Annotated in this window: 16 protein-coding genes; all 16 read right to left on the bottom strand. The window is 54.6% G+C overall.

What is annotated here, in order from left to right:
• A partial coding sequence (locus ACVBEF_RS16540) for a type II secretion system F family protein (protein ID WP_447125028.1) occupies nt 1-1,194 on the bottom strand: 1,194 nt, incomplete at its 3' end.
• Between the two features lies 1 nt (nt 1,195).
• On the bottom strand, nt 1,196-2,896 hold the full coding sequence (locus ACVBEF_RS16535; RefSeq protein WP_447125027.1) for a GspE/PulE family protein: 1,701 nt from the start codon (nt 2,894-2,896) through the stop codon (nt 1,196-1,198).
• A gap of 56 nt (nt 2,897-2,952) precedes the next feature.
• On the bottom strand, nt 2,953-3,459 hold the full coding sequence (locus tag ACVBEF_RS16530) for a hypothetical protein (RefSeq protein WP_447125026.1): 507 nt from the start codon (nt 3,457-3,459) through the stop codon (nt 2,953-2,955).
• On the bottom strand, nt 3,440-4,291 hold the full coding sequence (locus ACVBEF_RS16525; RefSeq protein ID WP_447125025.1) for a PulJ/GspJ family protein: 852 nt from the start codon (nt 4,289-4,291) through the stop codon (nt 3,440-3,442). The genes ACVBEF_RS16530 and ACVBEF_RS16525 overlap by 20 nt, the downstream gene beginning before the upstream one ends.
• A gap of 11 nt (nt 4,292-4,302) precedes the next feature.
• Nucleotides 4,303-4,905 carry a type IV pilus modification PilV family protein gene (locus tag ACVBEF_RS16520; protein WP_447125024.1) on the bottom strand — a complete coding sequence of 201 codons (603 nt, stop codon included), beginning with the start codon at nt 4,903-4,905 and terminating at the stop codon, nt 4,303-4,305.
• Nucleotides 4,895-5,374 (bottom strand): pilus assembly FimT family protein, encoded by a 480-nt coding sequence (locus ACVBEF_RS16515; protein ID WP_447125023.1) that lies wholly within the window; start codon nt 5,372-5,374, stop codon nt 4,895-4,897. Before ACVBEF_RS16515 ends, ACVBEF_RS16520 begins: the two co-directional genes overlap by 11 nt.
• Before the next feature lie 28 nt (nt 5,375-5,402).
• The gene (locus ACVBEF_RS16510; RefSeq protein WP_447125022.1) at nt 5,403-6,128 is read right to left on the bottom strand and encodes a type IV pilin protein; all 726 of its coding nucleotides are present in this window, start codon (nt 6,126-6,128) and stop codon (nt 5,403-5,405) included.
• 475 nt (nt 6,129-6,603) lie between these two features.
• Nucleotides 6,604-9,147, bottom strand: a complete 2,544-nt coding sequence (locus ACVBEF_RS16505) for a DUF6701 domain-containing protein (RefSeq protein WP_447125021.1) — start codon at nt 9,145-9,147, stop codon at nt 6,604-6,606.
• 140 nt (nt 9,148-9,287) lie between these two features.
• Nucleotides 9,288-10,613 (bottom strand): DUF6701 domain-containing protein, encoded by a 1,326-nt coding sequence (locus tag ACVBEF_RS16500; protein ID WP_447125020.1) that lies wholly within the window; start codon nt 10,611-10,613, stop codon nt 9,288-9,290.
• Complete coding sequence (locus ACVBEF_RS16495) at nt 10,525-11,538, bottom strand: hypothetical protein (protein ID WP_447125019.1); 1,014 nt, start codon at nt 11,536-11,538, stop codon at nt 10,525-10,527. The genes ACVBEF_RS16500 and ACVBEF_RS16495 overlap by 89 nt, the downstream gene beginning before the upstream one ends.
• A gap of 16 nt (nt 11,539-11,554) precedes the next feature.
• Nucleotides 11,555-11,986 carry a hypothetical protein gene (locus ACVBEF_RS16490; protein ID WP_447125018.1) on the bottom strand — a complete coding sequence of 144 codons (432 nt, stop codon included), beginning with the start codon at nt 11,984-11,986 and terminating at the stop codon, nt 11,555-11,557.
• Nucleotides 11,970-12,743, bottom strand: coding sequence for a hypothetical protein (locus tag ACVBEF_RS16485; RefSeq protein WP_447125017.1), 774 nt, complete (start codon nt 12,741-12,743; stop codon nt 11,970-11,972). The genes ACVBEF_RS16490 and ACVBEF_RS16485 overlap by 17 nt, the downstream gene beginning before the upstream one ends.
• Nucleotides 12,740-13,633, bottom strand: a complete 894-nt coding sequence (locus ACVBEF_RS16480) for an ExeA family protein (RefSeq protein WP_447125016.1) — start codon at nt 13,631-13,633, stop codon at nt 12,740-12,742. The genes ACVBEF_RS16485 and ACVBEF_RS16480 overlap by 4 nt, the downstream gene beginning before the upstream one ends.
• Before the next feature lie 2 nt (nt 13,634-13,635).
• Nucleotides 13,636-15,261: a secretin N-terminal domain-containing protein gene (locus tag ACVBEF_RS16475; RefSeq protein WP_447125015.1), complete on the bottom strand. Its 1,626-nt coding sequence runs from the start codon at nt 15,259-15,261 to the stop codon at nt 13,636-13,638.
• Between the two features lie 20 nt (nt 15,262-15,281).
• The gene (locus tag ACVBEF_RS16470; RefSeq protein WP_447125014.1) at nt 15,282-15,659 is read right to left on the bottom strand and encodes an MSHA biogenesis protein MshK; all 378 of its coding nucleotides are present in this window, start codon (nt 15,657-15,659) and stop codon (nt 15,282-15,284) included.
• Nucleotides 15,644-16,461: hypothetical protein (locus ACVBEF_RS16465; RefSeq protein ID WP_447125013.1), on the bottom strand; the 818-nt coding region annotated here is incomplete at its 5' end. The genes ACVBEF_RS16470 and ACVBEF_RS16465, both read right to left, overlap by 16 nt.

Here is a 16,461-nt window from a genome sequence, read left to right as displayed (position 1 = left end):
CGGCAAGAAAATCCCCAACGCCAGAATCAACACCAATATCCCTAACCCGAAAATCAGAATCGGCTCGATCTGGGACGACAAGTTCTTGAGTTCATAGTCCACTTCTTGCTCGTACATTTTGGCGACTTCATCCATCAAATCATCGAGTTCACCGGTTTCTTCGCCAACCGCAATCATTTGCAAGACGACCGGGGTGAAGACGGCGGTAGCAGTGGCGGTACGTAAGATGGTTTCTCCGCGCTCGACGCCGTCGCGCATTTGTTCGACGCGGCTGGCGATGAAGGTGTTGTCTACCGTTTGCGCCACCACGTTGAGTCCTTGCATGATCGGCACGCCGCTCTTGCTGGATAAGGCGAAGCTGCGGGCGAAGCGTGAGAGCGTGCCTTTGAGGATGATTTTGCCGACAATCGGAAAGCCCAGCTTGCGCTTGTCCCATGTATATAAACCGGCAGTTGTCGCCAACCAGGCGTTGAAACACACCACTACGGCGACGACTACGGCGGCCATCAGGGGCCAATACTTCACCGTGATATTCGAGCTGGTGATCAAAATGCGCGTCATCAGCGGCAACTCTGCGTGGAATCCGGCATACACATTGGCAAAAGCCGGAATCACGAAGATATTGATGACGACAATGGCGAGCAGCATGGCGATGATCACAAAGGAGGGATAGCGCAGCGCGGTACGGATGCGTGCGCCCATCTCGCGCTCAAACTCCAGATGTTCGAACAGGCGCAGAAAAACTGACTCCATGCTGCCGGTCATTTCACCCACGCGCACCATGCTCAGATAAAAGTTGGAAAACACGCGCGGGTGACGACGCATCGCAACAGACAATTCGCGCCCGCCATCAAGCGCCTCGCGGATGTCTTTGAGGACTGCGCCGAAGGCTTTATTGGTAGCCGACTCTTGCAAGCCTGCCAGACTGCGCATGATCGGCACGCCCGCCTTGAGGAGGGTATGCAACTGTCGGCTAAATAGCTGGACGTCGAGCGAGCTTATTTTTTCTTCGGTCAGACGCGCCCACCATCCGGATTCAGAGCCGTTCTTCGGCGTGCGCGTGGGGCTGATATCGATGGGCGTGATGCCGGTATTAAATAGCTGGCTGGCAACGGCATTGCTGTCGCTGCCTTCTAAGACGCCGCTGACTAATTCTCCGCGAAAATTGCGCGCTTTATATTGAAAAAAAGGCATCTTAGTCCGCCAGTTGGTAGCTGATGCGCATCGCTTCGCTAACCGTGGTTTTGCCTGCCAGCACCAGCGCTATGGCATGCCGACGCAGGGTTTCTCCGGCCAATTGCGCTTGCGCGACGGTCATGAAATGGGCGTGATCGCCACTGTTGGCGGCGTCGGCCACGGTGCGGGTCATTTCCAGCATTTCGTAGACCCCGATACGTCCGCGAAAACCGGTGCCGTTGCAATGCGAGCAACCGGGGCCGTGCTGATAGTGATGGTCACCATTGGGGTCGTCGAGTTCGGCCGATAACCATTCGTATTCGCTCACTTGCAAGGTGTAATCGGTGGCGCAACTTTCGCACACCTTGCGCACCAGACGTTGCGCGACCACCGCTTGCAGTGAGCTGGCGACCATGTAACCGGGCACGCCCATATCGAGCAAGCGCACCGGGGTGCTAATGGCATCGTTGGTGTGGAGTGTGGAGAGCACCAGATGGCCGGTCATGGCCGCGCGCATGCCGATCTGGGCGGTTTCCTGATCGCGCATTTCACCGACCAATACGACGTCGGGATCCTGGCGCAAGGCCGAGCGCAGCACGCGAGAAAAACTCAGTTCAATCTTGTCGTTGACCTGCACCTGATTGATGCCGGGCAGCCGGTATTCGACCGGATCTTCGACCGTGATCAGTTTTCTTTCGTGCGTGTTGAGCTCTGACAGTGCGCCGTACAAGGTCGTGGTCTTGCCGCTACCGGTGGGGCCGGTAACCAATATCAAGCCGTTGGGCCGCTGCATGATGGCGCGAAAGCGTTTGAGCATGTCTTTGGGCATGCCGATGGCGTCCAGATTGAGGGTGTCGCCGCTTTGATTGAGCAGCCGCATCACCACCGACTCGCCGTATTGGGTTGGCATGGTCGAAATCCGCACATCAATCTGCTGGCGCTTGACCACGATCGCAAAACGGCCATCCTGCGGCAGGCGTTTTTCTGAAATATCGAGGTTGGACATCAGCTTGAGGCGCAAGGCCAGCGAGGCGGCAATCTTGATATCGGTTTCGGTTTGCAGATGCAGCACGCCGTCGATGCGGAACCGAATGTGCAGGCGTTTTTCCTGCGGTTCGATATGGATGTCCGAAGCCCCTACTTGCGTCGCATCGTCAAACACCGATTGCAACAGTTTGACCACCGGGGCGTCCTCCAGACCCGTGCCGCCCAGCATGCCAAAATCGATATGGCTCTCGCCTAATTCTTGCTCCAGTTCACGCGCCAAACCGGTGATCTCTTCGGTGCGGCGATACAGGCGATCGATGGTTTGCAGTAGTTCGGTTTCATTGATCACGGCCAGCGTGATATCGCGCTTGAGCAGGCGCGTGATTTCATCGTAGGCAAACATATCGGTCGGGTCTGCCATGCCGATGAGTATCCCGTTGGGACGCTCTTCCATGGCAAGGGCGCGAAATCGCCGGGCCTGCGTTTCAGGCAGCAGGCGCACTGTTTGCGGTTTGATGTTGTATTGCTTGAGGCTGATGTAGGGAATATCGAGTTGGCGGGCCAGCGCGTCGGAAATAATGTCTTCGGTCACAAAACCGTTATCGACAAAAATCCGACCTAGTTTGCGGCCGGTGCGCTTTTGTTCGATCAGCGCTGCTTGCAACTGTTCGTCGGAAAGGAGTCTTCTTTCTACTAGGATTTCACCTAAGCGAATTTTTCCTGGGCGGGCCATCACGATTCCTTGGTTTGCTTACTTGAGTTGCTTAGTTGGGTTGCTTAGTTACTTATTCAGCAGGGTATACCGTTCATCCGGCAAGTGCTAATCGATGCCGATATCTGGCGCTCAACGTATTCAGAACTGCCAGCGACGCCAAAGCTGGACGTGGCGGTAAGTTGATAGACACCGATCTGCGCTGCGGCTTCTGAATAACTGGTCAACGTGCACTGCACCTGCAGGCTAAAACCGGTCAACGCGCCAGTCAGCGTCATGATCGGAGTCGGGCCAGTCGGACAAATATAGGGCGTTTGCCCGGCTGGCAAATTGGTGTGTTCGGGCAACATGATTTGATACAGACCCCAGTCGATGCCCGAGCGTGCCGCCTGCAAGGCCCGCGTGCCTTGCACATCCTGGGTTGAGGTGGCGTGTTGCACGGTGGACAGGGTAACCATAAATACACCCAAAGCAGACAACACCACCAATAAAAAAATTGCCGTGATCAACGCAAAGCCGCCCTGCCCCTGCACGGTAGTTTCGGCAAACTGGATTTGGCTACGCTTAGGGAACATTGCTGACATGGGCTTCCTGATAAAGGCTGGCCGTCTCGTTGCTATTGGTAATCGCAATCTGCATGGAAACTAAGCTGTCGCGTTGGGTCACACCCACGGTATAGGTGAAATTGCAGCCACTGACATTTTGCGCCAGTACCGGCGTGTTGGCGGGAATGGCCGGGCAAGACGTCGGTGCATCGGCGTTATAGCCGTAGTGCGCGACGCGGTACAAACTACCGTTGCCGTTGCCCGCCGAATCAATCCCGCTGCCGCTATTGGTGCAGACATAAAACACCGCTTGCGCCCCCGCCGGGATGGTCTGAAAACGCGCACCGGGCGAGGCCAGCGGAAACAACATCGGTGAGGCCAGCGTGATGCTGTTGGCGCTAGCGCTGGCAATCGTCGCCCGATTGACGCCCGAATACGCATCCGCACCCGGAATCCCAAGGTTATAGACCACCAACTGATCCCCGGCAGCCGGTATCGGGTTGAGGGTGGTAAGCACGTCAAAGGTTGTCGTCGGGTTCGTAAAATCGAGCACCGCGCCGGCACCATTGACATCGACATCTGCGCGATAACGGCCACCGCTGGTGGTCGGCAAAAACTCCAGGCATTGCGGCGTGGCACCAACGCTGCGTATGCTATTGGGCAAGGCCAGCCGCAGGTCGCGCCCGATCCGGCGTAGCGCAGTATCAGCCGCATCGGTCATTTGTACGCGCCGCGACAAATCGAAATAGCCCTGCACCGGCGTGCGAATAAAGCCCGTCACCATGACCGACAAAATCGCAGTGATGGCGATGACCATGATGATCTCGATGAGGGTAAACCCGCGCTGATGTTGGTGTGTTGGATTGTGCATGGGGCTGTGCATCAAGGGATAGCGTTCGGGGCATAACGAAAACGATAGCCGGTGACCGAAATCGCTGTATTTGTTCCGGTCACGTTGACGGTGATTTTCAATACGTCATTGGTGGCCAATGCTGGCGTAAACGTATTTCCTACCTGTTGCATCGTCACCGTGGCCTTATAACTGGCAAGCCCAGCGATCGGAACACCCAGAATATCGCGTATCGGCGACATCGAAAAATTATTGTAATCAGCCACGTTATCGGCCACGCGCTGACCGGTATTGCTCACTCTTGAAGCTGATGGCAAGGTGTCTTCGTTGGCGATGCCCGTTACACCGGCACAATCGGCAGGTTTGGTGGCGGTCAAGGCATTGACGTCGGTGGAGGCGCAATAGGTAAACGGCTGCAAACTGATTTCGTCGAGCAGCGACTCGGCAATCGCCAGCGCCTGCTTGCGGATCAACGGATCGGCACTGTTTTTAGTCGTGATATTCATCACCGACAAAATACCGACGATGCCGATACTGACGATGACGATGAACATCAGCAGTTCGATCAGGGAGATGCCGGTTTGTCTCCAGCCGGGATGGATCTCGGGAGCGGACCGCATATCGTCAATGGACATAGCCGGTCTCTCGCTCAACAGTAATGATGCGTGTGATGCCATCGCCGCTGATGGTCAATTGCACCTGTGCGTCGGGAGAAGGCTTGCCTAATGCGGAGAAGTAAAATGAGGAAGCAGTAGTACTGAGCGTAATGCCAGTAGCTGCGGTTCTGCTGAATTTTTGCCCGTCGCCAGGATTAAGCACGATGTCGAGCGGATTGGCGTCGCTGCAAGTGATGTCTGCAACATAGGTCAGACATAAGGTATTGCCAACGATATTTACAAACACATGGGTACGCTGTGCGATGGCAGTTTTTTGCGCATAGTGCAGCATCGCCATGGTTTGATCATAAAACCCCCGCATATCAAAGACCTTGCGGTCGATCATACGCGGGATGGCGACCACGGCAAGCACACCAGTGATGACCAGCACCATCACAAGTTCGATCAGAGTGAAGCCATTGCGTCTGGTTGAAGTGTTATCACCCACTCGCTGGCATCTGTTTTACTGAACGATATTAAGCAGAAATATGAACTGGCAAAGTGGCACCTGACGGCCCAGTTAAAGTGCAGATATTGTCACCAGAGCCCATAGAATCGCTGGCGGAAAGAGCTGCAGCGGCAACCGCGGCGTTGTTAGCAGTAAGAGCAGCAGCAGCAGTTGCTCTAAGAACAGACATAGTGGCGGCAGTGACGCCAGTGGTATTGTTGATAGCGTTGGTAACAGCGGTATTGGCAACGGCGAGGGCACCAGCTGTACCTGTGCCTGCGGTGGTGGTGGCAACGCCAGAGGCTGTGGTAGTAGTGCCGGCGGCACCAAGAGCGGCGGTAGCAGCGGTAGCAGCGTTAGTGGCAGCGGTGGCGGCAGCGCCGGTGGTACCAGCGTTGGCATTAGCGGTAGCGGCGGCAGCAGCAGCAGCAGTAGCAGCAGCAGGACCAACACTAGAGACGGTATAACCTGTTGGCAATACGCCATCCTGAAGGAGAGCAGATGCAGCTGCTGAGCAAGTCATGCCGATTAAATTAGTTCCTTTGCCGTTACCTGCATAGTACTCACCATAATTAATAGTACTAGCCGAATTAATCGACCCTTGCACACCAGCCAGCGCAGCCGTCTGACCACTACCTTTTAAATCCACAAACTTAGGCAAGGCAACAGCGGCCAAAATACCCATGATCACAATCACCATCACCAATTCAATCATGGTGAAACCAGACTGCTGTTTCGAAGTTAACTTATTCATTATCAATTCCAATTCTTTATCATACGAATACCAATACTGGACCAGCATCGGTTTACTAAAAAATCCTGCGGCTTATATGCTGTGAATCAATTTTTTTCACCAACAACATCATTTGAAACTAATACATCTATATAAATACCGTCTAGTTGTGAACACATCATGTCAAGTTTGATCAAGGATCAATTTTATCAAAATAACATCTTGCATAATGTTTGATGATATTTATTTCCAAATCTGCTTACGTTCCCAATAAGCAACATCTATTTGGCTATCATCTTTAACAATTCCGATACTACATGGAAAAAAGTAGTTTTTTTAAATGATCGGTAAAAATTGTATTTTACACCACTAAAGTTGCTGATTAAATAATTTAGTGTGGTTTAAATTAGACTAAATTTCAGCTTCTGTAGCAATATTGTAGTTTAGATATCTGTCTTTGATAGCGCTGACAGGCAAGGGACATTGCGCCCTTTTTTCAATACATTTCCCGCATATAAATAATCGATGACCGGTACAGTCCGAAGGTCGCGCGCGCTGTCGGGTTGAGGCCAAACCAGCCGAGATTAGCCCCGATGGCAGCCGACTGGGTTGCGCTAACACAGGTGTTGCCAGTCGCTGTAGCGCTGAGATTGAGAACAAGGTCAACACTGCCGCCGTTACCCGCACCCGGCTTGGACAAAACCAGCCCTGCCCCGGACAATTTGCCTGCGACCAAGGTTGGATTGCCAGTCGGAGAAAGTTGGGTCTGGCAGGCCTGCAGCTGCTTTTGGTAATTGCCCATCACGATGGCGGGAATCGGGATCGCGGTACAACTATCGTCAGTGTTGGTGACGTAATATTTACCGTTCCAGTATTGCGCCTCCAGCGGCACGGGCAAGGATAGTAATTCGGAGCCGTAAGCGTTTTGCATCTTGAGTCGCCCGTAGCGCAGTTGGGTCGCGACATCAACGGCAGTTGCCGGGCTGACGGCGACTTCCTTGTCGTCGGGCGCAGCACTGATGAGGATGGATGTTGGCGCAGTGGTGTCTGTCGGGCGGCTGATCTGGTGTTTTGCCGATACCTCGGCAATCCCTCCAACCCAGGTGCCACCAGGTGCGGTGGCACTGCTTGCCAGACTGGACCCGCGTGGCAACACCGCAGCACTAAAACCGTAGCTCGCATAGTTAGTCAGATCGAGCTTGGCAAACGCGCCGTCGTAATTCATGGTTGTGCCGTTGCCAGCATTTTGGGCGACGATCTTGAAGGTCGTGACAAAGCCATCTTGGCCGAAATAACTAAAAGGATTGGCCGTGGCCATGCAAGCAGCGGCAACAGTGGTCGGGGCGATGGAAAAATGGTCGGGAATAAAACGCCCCAACGATACTGCTGTCTGGTTGCCGATGCTGCAACCGTATTTACCGTTGATTAAGGTGTCCGACAAGCTGGTGTCGCCTGCGCTGCTGAGGATGCAGTCGCCGGTTAGGCTATCGACCGCCGTCAATGCGTCATCGCGATACGCGCCGGGGGCCAGGTAGAGATAACCGGCTTCGCCATAGGTGGCGCTAATCGCACTGGCATTGGCGGTTAAGACTGTGGCACTCAGCAGGCCGACCTGACCGCCACTTTGTTGAGACGCGACTTGCGTGGTGATTTGCGCGCTGAGCTTAGTGGTGTCGAGCTTTAGCGTACCGGCGTAGGCGCTGACCGGGCTGGTGACGGCGCTTAGACTGAAGCTTGCGCCAGCGGCGATGGCAGGCGTTCCGGTCACTGATGGCGAGACGGCGGTGGCCGTCGTCGTCAATGTAGGCGCGTGGGGCCGTACCGAAAACTGGTCGGTCGAGCAAGTCGGCGGCATGCTGGTAAAACTGCTGCAACTGTTATCGATGCATTCGCTCACCCGGCAACGCAGAATCGGGGCGACGTTAGTCACTCTGAAATTGCTGGTCACTGTGCGTCCCGCCGCGCCGGAATACACGCCTTCGGTAAAGCTGATTGTTTTTGACTGCAACGGCGTCTGATTTGAGAAATCTGCACAATTAGTTGCCGGCGTCGTGTCACTAAATAACTGCACCAGAAGGTATTTAGGATTGCTGACAGTACCGGCGTAGTGGCTCTCCAGAGTGCCATCTGCCTTGAGCGCGGCGATGTCGAACGAAAAATTAGTGCCTACCAGTTTGGTGTAGAGCGGATTTCTTGCGGTCGTGTCCCATACCGGGTTACTACCGGTTTCCAGGCAGTCGAATGCGCTGGCCTTGACCGTGCCCGTTACCGTCGTTCCAGAACCGGAAGTGACTGTCCCGTTCGGGGCGGAAACAGTACCGGTGACGGTGATGGATGCACCCAGCGTCACTGAACTGTTCTTGCTAGAGATCGATCCGGTGATATTGGTGCCCGCACCGACATTGATGTCGCCAGTGACAGTACTCTCATCGCCGGTCATGATGCTGTTCGCCCCTACCGTAATAGCACCGGTCTCACTGCTGCTCAGTGAACCGTTGACCGTGCTGCTGGCACCGACAGTGATTGCACCCTGGACGGTGCTGATATTGCCGGTAATACTCGTATTCGCACCAGCTGTGATGGCCCCGACGTTCGTGACAAGGTTGCCGGTGAGCGAGCTGCCTGCACCGATATCAATGGCAGCGCCAGAGTTCAGTATCGCGTTCGACACGACACTAGCGCCCAAGGTAATCGCCCCGACCGTCACAAAATTCAGGTCGGACGCTGCGCCCCCGTCATTGATGATGCAGTTAGCGCCAATGGCAAGTGCGCCATTGACCGAAATAGTCGTCGGCACATTGACGCTGAGCGTATCACCGGCTGCGAGCGATAGCGCAGTGCAAGAATAGCTTCCATTTTTTCCGCTGCAACCGGCTGGCAAGTTACCGGGAAAAGAATAGTCAATCGCCTGCGCTGGCAGCGCGATCAATAACATTGCGGGAAGCATGAGCAACAAAAATAACCAGCGCCGCAATCGGATGCCGACAACGGAAATACCTTCATCTGAAATGCGCTGGCGTACTACTTTTTTAAAAGTCATGTTCGGTTTGTTCGTGTTCAGTTACTTAATCGTCTGTTGGCGTCGCGCGCGATTACTCTACTGCAGAGTAATTACGCTTAACTATTGAGTATTTCGTTGCACCGGCTCACACTGAATCAGTACCGACAGTCAACATACACTCAATATCCTTCTCGCTGGTAAATAATCGATGACCGATACAATCCGAACGTTGCGCGCGCTACCGGATTGAAGCCAAACCAACCGAGATTGGCTCCGGTGGCCGCTGACTGCGTTGCGCTCACGCAAGTATTGCCTGCCGCTGTGGCACTCAGATTGAGGGCCAGATCAACGCTGCCACCGTTACCCAGGCCCGGCTTAGACAGGATCAGACCCGCGCCCGACAACTTGCCGGCGAGCAAGGTTGGATTGCCACTGGGAGAGAGCTGCGTGGTGCAGGCCAAAAGCTGTTTTTGGTAATTGCCCATGACCACGCCAGAGATCGGGATCACGGTACAACTATCGGCGGTGTTGGTGAGGTAGTACTTGCCGCTCCAGTATTGCGCCTCCAGCGGGACCGGCAAGGCTAGCAGCTCAGAGCCGTAAGCGTTTTGCATCTTGAGCCGTCCGTAACGCAGTTTGGTGGCGGCATCAACGGCGGTAGCTATGCCGACGACGATCTCACCGTCGTTTGGGGCCGCAAGAATGGTGATGGCGGTTTCTGCGGTGGCCGTTGTCGGGCGGCTGATTTGATGCTTTGCCGACACGCCAGCGACGCCGCTGACCCAGACGCCAACGGGTGCAGTCGCGCTGATAGTCAGTACGGCCCCGGCTGGTAACACTGCGGCACTAAATCCATAGGTCGCGTAGTTGGTCAGATCAAGTTTGGCAAACGCCCCCGCATAATTGGTGGTGGTGCCGTTGGCGGCATTTTGGGCGGTGAGATTGAACGTCGTCACAAAGCCATCCTGCCCGAAATAACTGAAAGGGTTGAGCGTCGCCATGCACGCCGCGGCCACAGAGGTCGGGGTAATGGCGAAATGATCGGGAATAAAGCGCCCCAAAGAAACGACGGCTTTGGTGCCGATACTGCAACCGTATTTGCCGCCGATCAGGGTATCCGACAAGCTGGTGTCGCCTGCGCTGCTGGGGATGCAGTCGCCGGTTGCGCTATCGACGGCGGTAAAAGTGTCGTCGCGATACGCGCCGGGGGCGAGGTACAGATAACCGGCTTCGTTATAGCTGGCGTTAATCGCCGTTGCATTGGCGGTCAACACAGCGGGGCTGATCGTGCCGACGTGGCCGCCACTTTGCAGGGTCGCGGCCTGCGTCGGCGTTTGCGCTGTCAGTTTACTGATATCGAGGCTCAGGATACCGGCGTAAGCGCTGGCCGCACTGGCGCTGGCACCCAACGAAAAATTATCCCCTGCGCCTATCGTCGGCCTGGCCGTGGCCGAAGGCCCCATTGCGCTGGCGAAGGTCGTCAGTGTGGGGGCCAGGGGCCGCACCGAGAACTGGTCTGGCTGGCATCGGGCACACGGTCGGCATCACCGTACCGGTGTTATTGAGTACGCAACCGGAATCCGTGGGCGAGAGACAGCAAACGCTAAAAATAATGTCACCAGCTCCCAAAGTGATGATGCCGTCTCCCTTGGTCGAGGTCAGCGAATCGACCCGGGAGCTAGCACCAATGGTGATGGCACCTGAACTGGTCGTGATGCTACCGATGATTCTGGTCGATGCGCCGACCGTCACCGCGCCCACCCCGCTGACATAGAGTGAGCCGGTGATATTGCTGCTGGCACCAACGGTGATAGCACCGGTCGCCGCGCTCAGATTGCCGGTCACATTGGTGGACGCCCCCAGTGTGATGGCACCAACCTGACTGACCGTAAATGAGCCGGTGACCGTGCTGCTGGCGCCGAGGGTGATCGCGCCTGTGACGGTAGTGATGTTGCTGTTGGCAATGGAATTTGCGCCAATGGTGACCGCGCCAATACCGGTCGTTGTCATGTCGCCATTGATGGTGCTGTATTGGCCGAAATCAATCGCCCCCGCTGCGGTCAGGGTCGCGTTTGATGTGGTGGAGGCGCCTATGCTAATGGCACCGCCGGTGTTGATGATGAGGTCGGCCGCATTGCCGCCACTATTGATTTGACAATTTGCACCCGTGGCAAATCCACCAGCGACCGTAATGGTGGTCGGCACCGAGATGACGAGGGAGTCACCGGCTGCGAGTGTCAGGGCGGTGCAAGTATAGCTGCCACTGCCTCCGCTGCAACCGCTTGGCAAGGTCCCGGGAAAGGTATAAACGATCGCCTGTGCCGGGAGAGCTGTGAGCAAGATTGCGGGCAACACAATCAAGAAAAACAACCATCGCCGCAGCAGCAACGACTGCAACCGGGCGCAGATGAATGTCATTGTCGATGGCATAGTCGCGCGCCTGTTTTTAGTGCTGCAACTGGCTTAATTTTTGATTCACAAATACCCGCAGTTCAGCAGTCAAGGATGTCGATGCGTTGGCGCGGGTGTAGGCTGCGATGGCTTCACTCGGGCGTTGATCGGCTTGTAAAGAAATGCCGTACCCCATCCACCAGAGACCATTGTCGGGGACTTTGTTTAAGGCAAAAGCATATTGCTCGGCGGCCTCTTTATGACGTTTTTCATGTTGCAGCAGTACCGCCAGAAAAGCGTGGTAATCGGCCTTCTCCTGCGCATACGGCAGCGTGCGCTCGAGCGTGATGAGCGCTGTGGGCACACTGCCCCGCCCGGCTTGCAGACGCGCTAATATCATCGCCATATCGGGTTGCGCCAGATCGATGGACAAGCCCTCTTTCAAGGTCGTGATGGCATCATCCTCACGCTTATTTTCCAACAGCAAACCGACTAGCGCCTGCCGTGCGGCGCTGTTTCGGATTGCTCTGCAAAACTTGCGTCAACACCTCAAACGCTTGCGGCAACTGTTTGGCATAGATCAGCGATAGCGCTTTGCGGTAGGCATTATCGACCGATTGATCAGGAGTGACTTCTTTAGCCTGCCTGAGAACTTTGCTGTCATAGTCGGCGCTGCTGTCTTTGGAATCCTTAGGCTCTCTGACTTCACGACTAGTGCTTACCGCTAACGGCGGCGTTGCTATTTTTGCCGCCGCAACCGGGCTGCCAGTCTTGGTTTGCGACGCACGCAGGGGAGCAGATTTGAGTTCGGGTGCTTTGGTTACTACCGTTGCTACCGGTTCGATCGGCGCTTCCACTGGCGGCGGGCCGACAAAGACCACAACGGGATCCTTTGTAAACAGCGCTAACGGATCAGGGTCAAGGCTGGCGTCAGACAGCGTTGGCGCTTTGACCAACGGAATTAACGGTGCCAACGGCGCAGGCGGCGTCACCACCACAGGCTTAGCAATGGCAATAACAGGGACCACCGGCGTGCTCGGACGCAACATGACCCACACCGTTGCCGCACAGGCGCTCGCCATCACCAGCGTCACCGCCAGCAACGACACCCACCAGACCTTACGCGATTTATTCGCCTGGGTCTGATCCTGCACCGCCCGAGTATTGGCATACAACATCGTGTCACTGACAGCGCCGGACCCGCGCTTATCGAGATCTTGCAACATGCGATTAATCAAGCTCATTTGAAATAACCCCACGCCATCCCGAGCACGGCAACCACGCATGCCGCACCCGCGCCTAGCATCCAGAGCAGGGCCGAGTTTTTATGGGGCAAGGTATCTTTGGCCGCCACCCTGACATGCGACCAGCGCACTTGCTGCACACCTTCGCCATACGCCACCATCAAGGATTTATGCGCCAGAATATTCACCAGACGCGGAATGCCGCCGCTGGCTTTATACAAGCGACGCAGCGCAAAACTGGTGAACAAAGCGCCTCCGGTAAAACCGGCAATATGCAGGCGATGGTAAATATAGAGCGTCATATCGGCACGGGTGAGTGGCGCAATCGCATATTGAAACGTGATGCGTTGAGCTAATTGCCGAATGGCATTTTTTTGCAATTTCAGATTCAACTCCGGCTGACCGAACAGCACAATTTGCAATAACTTTCTTTTCTCGGTTTCCAGATTCGTCAGCAAACGCAGCGCCTCCAGACTTTCCAGCGGCAACGCCTGCGCTTCGTCTAAGCACAGCACGACTTTTTTACCGCAGTCGGCCAGGACGATCAGGCGACGATTAATCGCACTCATCAAGGCATGCTGATCAACATCTTTGATGAGCGTAATTTTCAGCTCTTCGGCCAATGCCAGCATCAAGGTGCGCGGTTCATGCGAAGGATTAGGAATATAGGCGGTCACAAAACTATCATCCAGCGTGGCCATGAATTTGCGACACAACATGGTCTTACCGGTGCCTACCTCACCGGTAATTTTGATGAAACCTTCACCGCTATTGGTCGCAATGAGCAGCGTGTTTAAGGCGATTTGATAGCTCGAGCACGGGTAAAAAAACCCGGTATCGGGCGTGATCCCGAAAGGCGATTCGCGCAAAGAAAAATGGTTTTTATACATTGTTAGCGCTTTTCATCGGAGGGCATGAAGTTCGGCGTAATACTCGGCTCAACAGTGGCGGCAATACCCGGCACCAAACTTTTCAAACGGCGCTGACTATCGAGCATGTCTTGCTCCCAGCTATCTTCGCCCTGAATCACAGTTGGTCTGAGCAAAATCACCAGCTCACGTTTTTGCGAAGCCCGGCCATTGTTGCGAAACAGATTGCCCAGCAGCGGCACATCGCCCGCCCCCGGCACTTGCGCGCCATCCGTGGTTGTCGATTCCCGCATCAGACCGCCGATGGCAATAATGCCGCCATCCTGACCGCGCACTATGCTGTCGGTTTCAGAAATATCGCTCGATGCCAGCGGCAAGGTCAGGGTGCCATTACCGGTACCGAGATTAATGACTTTCTCAACCGTCGTGACTTTGCTCACCGAGGGATGAATATGCAAGGTGATAAATCCTTGCGCGTCGATTTGCGGTGTGACGTCTAGCGACACGCCTGAAAAGAACGGCTGTACATCGACCGTGGTCGCTGGCAACGTCGTGGTATTGCCGGTACTGACGCCCTGCCCTGTGGTGACTTTGGTGACAAAAAATTCGTCCGTGCCAACTTTCAATACCGCTTTTTGATTGTTCAGTGTCGCAATGCGCGGGCTGGATAAAACATGGACCGTCCCCTGCGTTTGCAGGAATGAAATCAAGCTTGAAAAAGTCGAGTTATGGAAAGCCAGACCGAATAAGGTCCCCGCTGCCGCACTCGCCCCCCCTACAGGGATAAGCGCATTGAGCGAATTGGTGCCCGCTGAACCAGCGGCCCAGTTAACCCCGGATTGAAAGTTTTGATTTAACTGCACTTCCATGATTTTGGCTTCCAGAATCACCTGGCGATCTACCGACAATTGGGTCGCCTTTAAAAAGGCCGAAACATTGCGTAATTCGTCCGACATCGCGCGAATCACCACGACGCCCGATTGCGGACTGATCACGACACTACGCCCATCCTTATTGCCGACGATGGCGTCGAGCGAGGCCTTGAGTTCGCCCCAGAAATCGCTGTTGGAGGTAGTGCTGATCTTGCTGCTGTCCACCGCGTGCGAGCTCGATCCGCCACTTGGCACCACGTCACTGACAGCGCCAGAAATGACGCGAATACTGGAGGTTCCTTTGCGCTGACTACTGAGGTAGTTAATCTGGAAAATACTGGTTTGCATGCTGATCGGTTTGACATAAATACGCGTCCCATCGACTTTGTATTCATAGCCATACAGATCGCGCACGGCATCCAAGGCTTCAAACAAGGTCACGTTTTTAAGATTGGCCGAAATGGTACCGGTCACGTCAGGATGTACCAGCATGTTGTAACGCGTACCGACGACCAGCCCCATAAAAAATTGACTGGCCGGGACATTATTGAACGACAAATTGAAGCGTTCTTCCAATGGCTGCCTGATCTGCGGCATGTCGATTTTAAGCGGCGGCAACAACGCGGCAAACACCGCATCCTGTTGGGTGCGTTTTGCGCTGTTTTCGACAGCACTGGTCATTTCATTATTGATCAGGTCATACGTTCCACGCTTGGAGCCGGGCGCGGCACATCCCGCGAGGGCAACAATCATGATGGTAAGAAGTATCTTTTGCATTGTCTAAAGCCTGCTAGTGTTTAGCGTATCAATGAACCGGATTTTTTTTGTATCGCGGGATATAGTTTTATGGTTTGCGTGGATTTTCCATTTTGCAAAACAACGTCTGTTTCACCAATATGGATCAGCCGGAAGTCACCGAATTTCTGATGCAACTCCACTGTCTGACCACTGATAATGGCGACTTTTCTTCCTGGTGAATTCAGTATCGATTGCAGCACCGGACCGGCGTCGGCAAAGCTCAGATCCCCTTGCTGCATACGAATCGCATCCGGTGGTTGTGTCGGGTCCAACATTGTTTGTGCACACGTGAGTGGGGCCTGCATCCATAGCAATACATACGTGGAAACCACAATGACTGTGCGCACTCGCCCGAACAGCTTCATAGATTGAGCCATTTCTGATCCAGACTCAGCGTAAACACGGAGAGCGTCCAGGTCGTCTCTGGGTAGGTATCCACCTGCATCGTTACCCTGCCCCAATACAAGTGCGACGGCATCGCCTCCAGTGCTGTCATGTAAGCGAGCATGTCGGGATATTTTCCGCGAATGACCATTTCGACGCCGTGCTTGTAAATCGCGGAATGACTCATATCCGGCGTCGGGGCCGATGGTACGGAAGCCGATTTCATGATCTGTTGCGGCGACACTTTAGGAGCGATATCGGTCGACTGGCCCAAACTACTGACTGGTAGCGTCTTGAGTGACACCAGATGCAATCCATTATTACGTATCAAAATTTGCTCGAGCAACGCCGCCATATTTTCTGGCTTGACCAAGACGCTACTCAAGCCCTGCAAATCGGCGCGCAACTCTTGCGACTTGGTCTGCAGATTTTGCAGACGTAGTGTATTGGCAGCATCGGGATTAAAGGCTTGCGCGCCGACGATCGTTTGAATCTCGGTTTGCATCTGCGCAATCTTGGTTTGACGCATTTGCGTCTTTTCGGTTAACTCCTTCTGCTCGTCAAATTGCGCATCAAAGACGAATGCATTAATCACTAATATCAATATCGATACGATCCCAGCGAAGATCGCGATGCGTTCACGCAGGCTTTTCGCATCGATTGCCTGGACGACGCGCTGAACAATCTGCTTCATTGTTCTTCCTCCGGCGGCGCCATTGCTTTTGATGCCGGAGCGGATGGAACGACTGGAGCAGCCGCGATAGCCGGGGAAGATGGTACGGTCGATGCGGATGG

The sequence above is a fragment of the Glaciimonas sp. GG7 genome, from assembly GCF_052976905.1.
This window is presented reverse-complemented; position numbering and strand designations above follow the sequence as displayed.

Coding starts and splice junctions, on each gene's coding strand:
- ACVBEF_RS16535 (WP_447125027.1), bottom strand. CDS start 2,896: ATGGCCCGCCCAGGAAAAATTCGCTTAGGTGAAATCCTAGTAGAAAGA.
- ACVBEF_RS16530 (WP_447125026.1), bottom strand. CDS start 3,459: ATGTCAGCAATGTTCCCTAAGCGTAGCCAAATCCAGTTTGCCGAAACT.
- ACVBEF_RS16525 (WP_447125025.1), bottom strand. CDS start 4,291: ATGCACAATCCAACACACCAACATCAGCGCGGGTTTACCCTCATCGAG.
- ACVBEF_RS16520 (WP_447125024.1), bottom strand. CDS start 4,905: ATGTCCATTGACGATATGCGGTCCGCTCCCGAGATCCATCCCGGCTGG.
- ACVBEF_RS16510 (WP_447125022.1), bottom strand. CDS start 6,128: ATGAATAAGTTAACTTCGAAACAGCAGTCTGGTTTCACCATGATTGAA.
- ACVBEF_RS16505 (WP_447125021.1), bottom strand. CDS start 9,147: ATGACTTTTAAAAAAGTAGTACGCCAGCGCATTTCAGATGAAGGTATT.
- ACVBEF_RS16495 (WP_447125019.1), bottom strand. CDS start 11,538: ATGCCATCGACAATGACATTCATCTGCGCCCGGTTGCAGTCGTTGCTG.
- ACVBEF_RS16485 (WP_447125017.1), bottom strand. CDS start 12,743: ATGAGCTTGATTAATCGCATGTTGCAAGATCTCGATAAGCGCGGGTCC.
- ACVBEF_RS16480 (WP_447125016.1), bottom strand. CDS start 13,633: ATGTATAAAAACCATTTTTCTTTGCGCGAATCGCCTTTCGGGATCACG.
- ACVBEF_RS16475 (WP_447125015.1), bottom strand. CDS start 15,261: ATGCAAAAGATACTTCTTACCATCATGATTGTTGCCCTCGCGGGATGT.
- ACVBEF_RS16470 (WP_447125014.1), bottom strand. CDS start 15,659: ATGGCTCAATCTATGAAGCTGTTCGGGCGAGTGCGCACAGTCATTGTG.